Raw genomic sequence first — 4798 nt, 5'->3', positions numbered from 1 at the left:
CTCTCCTGTTCTTTTTCGACCAGATCCATGCCACAGATCGGACAGGTACCCGGCTCGCCCCTGACAATCTGCGGATGCATGGGGCAGACATAGTTGGGATCGGTGTGCTTTTCGGCATGCTCCAGCGCGGATTCCTGTTGTGCGGCCTTGTCAATGCCACTGTCGTCCGCTGTTGACTGCTCCTCGCTGCAGGCGGCCAGGACCAGCGCCAACCCGAAAATAATTAATCCTGTAGTCAGTTTCATTGTGTGGCTCCTGCAAGATAGATTAACTGCGCCTGCGCTGTGGCGTGGTCGATACGCAGACGCAGCGCTTTGAGTTCGGTGTCGAGTTGCATAATGCGGGCCCGCATCAATGCATTGAATTCAGTCTCACGGCTTTGATAACCCTGCAGGGCGCTGCGGGCGTTCTCCCGGGCCATGGGTAACAACCGATCCTGATAACGGGCCAGACGATCAGCCAGATTGTTCCAGCGGGCGTGACTCACCTCCCATTGCTGCGTCAACGCTCGCTGGCGATCCCTGAGGCTGAACAGCGCGCCCTGTAACTGCTGCTTACCGGCGGCAACTTTGCGGTCCTGGTAACTGTCGGTAAACAGCGGGATATCCATCAACAGCATGGCGGAGAGAAAATCGCTGCGCCCACTGCCATCGGGATTCAATCCTTCGCGTCCACCATAGGTCACATCCAGCATCCAGGACGGTTTATACGACTGGCGTGCCAGGGAGACACCGTTTTGTTCCGCCTCTACCTCGGCGCGAGCAGCCTGAATCACCGGATGCTCATCCAGTTGGGGCGACTGCGGGCGAGGCAGTTCGGGGACCTGTTCCGGCGGGGTCATGGCGGTGGGAATCTCACCCAGGTAACGCGCCAGTCTCGCCCACGCTTCTTCCATTTGATTGCGAATATCCACCAGGCGATCATCCAGTAAACCCAGTTCGAGCTCCGCCCGGATCACGTCCTGTTGCTGTTGGCGTCCGGCGGCATACTGGGATTCGGTCACCCGCACCAGGTTGCGGTATAGATTACGGTTCGCCTGTACCACTTCCTGTGCCCGATGCCAGTAATACCACTCCAGCCAGGCCTGACGAACATCGCGTACCAGCTGTCGGCGTTGATTTTCCGATTGATGATCCTGTGCCCGGGAACGGGACAGGGTGCGTTGAGATTTGTATTTGAGCGAATCGCCCGCCGGAAACATCTGCTGGATCCCCACCTGAACCTGAGTCATCGGTTCCTGATCCCGTTTGAACGTATCGGTGGGAAAGTTCATCAGGCCCAGTTTCAGTTTGGGATCGGGCAGCGCGTTATCGGCAACCGCCTGTTCTTTCAGGGCCGCGCTTTTGGCCTCGTTAATCCGAAAGCCGGGGTCATTCTCCAGCGCCAGCCGGATCGATTCCTCGAGTGTCAACGTCGACGCCGCCAATAGCGGTCTGGCTGTCAGTGCCGCCAGTACGACACCGCACAACATAAATAGACGTAACATGTGTATACCTCATCATCTGATTCCATGCCGATGAAACACACCGGCATTACAACTGCATCAGACACCCCTGACGGGTGTCACATCATCAGATGAGGGTTCTGGGAGGTCGGAACTGGCCGACGGGGGGTAGACCGCTATGGGTCTCCTGCGCAGGCAGCAGGTCGTAGGAACTGGGTTGATCGATCGGCAGCACGGTTGTGCCGGCAAGGGCGTTGATACTCTGGGTGTGGAAACAGTCGCGACAGTTCTGGTTACAGTGACTGGCATCCTGATCGCAGCAATTCATTAGCTGCGCTTCATCAACCGTCGGACCGGCGTGTTGCATCCGGGTATGTTCGCACTCATGGTTGGCCGAGGGCACCAGCATGTCGGTCTGCGCATACACCGCCTGTACGGGCAACAGCACCATTGCCAGCAATAGCAGCCAGTTCATCCAGACTCGTGCGGTAACGCTCATCCTGCCGAGTATACCCCCCTCACAACCGAAAATGCCATGTTCACCGTCTATCTGAGACCGCCAAAACCGGCCCGGGTTCCGTCGGGCCGGGCCGGGTTGCCCCGCTGACCGGAGCAGGCTGGCGGCGCCCCCGGCCAAAATGTACTCACCATGATAATGTGATAGCGCTCACATTTTTCCCCGCCATACCGGCTCAAGGCCCCCACCCCCGGGTCGTTAATTACTGAGCCCCCCACGCAACCACATTTTTTTAACTGTGCCGTCTGCATGTACTGCATGTAGCGGTGTGCCTGGAGGTCATATGTCCGTTATTACGCATCGTTTTATCACCACCCTGTTTAGCCTGATCCTGCTTTGCGGGGCCCTGCCGGCGGTTCAGGCCGAGACCGTGCGTCTCGGCGTCCTGGCTCCGCGCGGCGAACTCAAGGCCCAGACCCGCTGGGATGAACTGGTCAATTACCTTGAACAGGAGACCGGCCATCAGATCAAACTGGTCCCCCTGCCGCCGCCCCAGGTATTCAATGCCGCGCAACAGAAGCAGGTTGATCTGGTGCTCTCCCACTCGCCCCACACTGTTCAGCTGGAAGAGAAACTCGGTGCCACGGTCATGGCTACCCTGAACAAAAAGGACGGTCCGCGCTTCGGCGGCGTTATCATTGCCAGAAAAGACAGCGGAATCAAAACCGCCGAGGATTTGCGCGGCAAGAATGTCATGTCCCTCAAGTTTCGCGCAGCCGCTGGCGCCTATATCTTCCAGACCTATCACCTCATGTCCAGGGGGATTGATCCACATAAAGATTTTGGCAATCTGCGTGAAGGCAAGAAACAAGACGATCTGGTCCTGGCGGTCAATAACGGGCTGATCGATGCGGCTTTCGTGCGTACCGGTCTGCTGGAAGCTATGGACAAAGAGGGCAAGATCGCGATTGACGATTTCCAGATTGTCGATCAGCAGATCAGCAGTGATTTTTCTCTGGCTCGCACCACGGCACTCTACCCGGAATGGTGTCTGTCGGCGCTCCCCGCTGTGGACCAGGAAACCACCAACCGGTTCAAGGGTGCGGTGATCAAGCTGGCGCCGGAACACAATGCCGCACGCAGCGCCGGAATCAGGGGGTTTGTTGAACCGGTATCACTGGATGAGATCAAACAAGCCCTGAAATTCCTGAAAATCTCACCCTACAGCGCTTGATAGCCCCACAAAGGCACAAGGAGTTCGCCATGAACCTGTCAAAACTGAAACTGTCACTCCTGAACCGGTTCGGAGTGACGGGAAAATTTATCTTCGCCATTGCGACAACCATGGCTTTGCTGTTCCTGATGGCCGGGTACCTGATTGTCAATCTCCAGGACAAAGCCATGGAGAGCGAGCTTATCGCGGCGGAAAAGGTGATCAATGAAATTTCGCAACAACAGGCCACCACCGACCGGCAGGCCATCCAGTTCAAGGCCAAACAACTGTCCCAGCTGTTAAGCGCCATTGCACCGCAACCGATGGTGGAATTCGATCTCTCCTTGCTGGGTAGCTATGCCGATATGGCCATCGCCGACCCGGATGTTTCTTATGTTGCCTTTCTCAACCAGCAGGCCAAACCGTTTGCCGTGGCCGGCGACAGGAACGAGGCTAACCAGCAGCTGGTGGTCGACGTGGAAAATGAAGGGATCAAGCTGGGAGAACTTCATCTGGGTTATAACTTCAATCGGGCACAGCAACAACTCCAGAAACGGGAAAGTTACAAAACCGAGAAATTTTCCGATATCAGTGCGGCAAAGGATGATGCACTGACGGAAATGACCTTCAAGGCAGCGGCTTTGTTTTTTATCATCGCATTAATTTCAATGTTCCTTTCCTATATCCTTATTAGTCGCCTTGTCAAACGTCCCCTTGTCCGGATTGTTGAGGCCACCGATCAGCTTGCCGATGGCAACCTGACGGCACGTGTCGATTATGCCCGGCAGGACGAACTTGGCCATCTGGCCGACAAGTTCAACACCATGGCCGATGCTTTTCAGCACATCATAAGACGTGTTTCTGAAACAGCCGGTAATCTGCGTTCTTCATCGGAGCAGATGTCGGAGATTACCAACTCCACGATCAGCCAGGTCAAAGAGCAACATCGTGAGACCGAACAGGTGGCAACCGCCATGACCGAAATGGCCACGACAGTCGAAGAGGTCGCGCGCAACACCTCCCATGCGGCGGAATCCGCCGGTCAGGCCAATGACGAGGCGAACAAGGGTAAACAGGTTGTTTACGACACCATCAAGGATATTAGTTCAGTCGCCGAGGAAGTGGAAAACACCGCGGCGGAAATCCAGCGTCTTACCGGACATGCCCAGGATATTGGCACCATAATCGATGTAATTCAGTCGATCGCCGAGCAAACCAACCTGCTGGCTCTCAATGCCGCAATCGAGGCGGCCCGTGCCGGCGAGCAGGGGCGCGGCTTTGCCGTGGTCGCCGATGAAGTCCGCACACTGGCGCAACGCACCCAGGAATCCACCCAGGAAATCGAAGAAATGATTCACCGGCTACAAACCAGTGCCAGTGATTCGGCACAACGCATGCAATCCGGCAAGGAGCGTGTTCATGCCAGTGTCGAACAGGCCCAGCTGGCGGGAACCTCCCTGGACACCATCGCCGGATCGGTCGCCACCATTACCGAAATGACCACCCAGATCGCCAGTGCCGCCGAGGAGCAAAGTGCCGTTGCCAATGACATGCATCGGCATATCACCCAGATCCGGGATCTGGCGGATATGACCGCCGGCAGTGCATCACAGACCGAGGCCGCCGGAAAAGCGTTGTTGACCGAATCGGACGAATTGAATCAGGCCGTACAACACTTCAAGGT

5 protein-coding genes are annotated in these 4798 nt (G+C 56.5%); 2 read left to right on the top strand and 3 right to left on the bottom strand.

The genetic code is table 11. The features are described 5' to 3' along the window. From RI563_RS11080 to RI563_RS11070, 3 genes are all read right to left on the bottom strand, one after another. A partial coding sequence (locus RI563_RS11080; protein WP_310694447.1) for a heavy metal-binding domain-containing protein occupies positions 1–245 on the bottom strand: 245 nt, incomplete at its 3' end. Next, on the bottom strand, positions 242–1486 hold the full coding sequence (locus RI563_RS11075; RefSeq protein WP_310694446.1) for a TolC family protein: 1245 nt from the start codon (positions 1484–1486) through the stop codon (positions 242–244). The genes RI563_RS11075 and RI563_RS11080, both read right to left, overlap by 4 nt. An 85-nt stretch (positions 1487–1571) precedes the next feature. Then, complete coding sequence (locus RI563_RS11070) at positions 1572–1943, bottom strand: hypothetical protein (protein WP_310694445.1); 372 nt, start codon at positions 1941–1943, stop codon at positions 1572–1574. Between the two features lie 301 nt (positions 1944–2244). Between RI563_RS11070 and RI563_RS11065 the strand changes: the two genes are divergently transcribed. Beyond that, positions 2245–3135: a phosphate/phosphite/phosphonate ABC transporter substrate-binding protein gene (locus RI563_RS11065; RefSeq protein ID WP_310694444.1), complete on the top strand. Its 891-nt coding sequence runs from the start codon at positions 2245–2247 to the stop codon at positions 3133–3135. Positions 3136–3164: 29 nt separating this feature from the next. Next, the coding region (locus tag RI563_RS11060) for a methyl-accepting chemotaxis protein (protein WP_310694443.1) at positions 3165–4798 on the top strand (1634 nt) is incomplete at its 3' end.

Source organism: Thiohalophilus sp. (genome assembly GCF_031581315.1).
Classification (GTDB): Bacteria; Pseudomonadota; Gammaproteobacteria; order UBA6429; family Thiohalophilaceae; genus Thiohalophilus.
Note: the sequence above shows the minus strand (reverse complement) of the source record. Positions and strands in the feature narration are given on the sequence as shown.

What these genes read in the sequence shown, in the direction of transcription:
- RI563_RS11075 (WP_310694446.1), bottom strand. Translation starts at nt 1,486, where the DNA reads ATGTTACGTCTATTTATGTTGTGCGGTGTCGTACTGGCGGCACTGACA.
- RI563_RS11070 (WP_310694445.1), bottom strand. Translation starts at nt 1,943, where the DNA reads ATGAGCGTTACCGCACGAGTCTGGATGAACTGGCTGCTATTGCTGGCA.
- RI563_RS11065 (WP_310694444.1), top strand. Translation starts at nt 2,245, where the DNA reads ATGTCCGTTATTACGCATCGTTTTATCACCACCCTGTTTAGCCTGATC.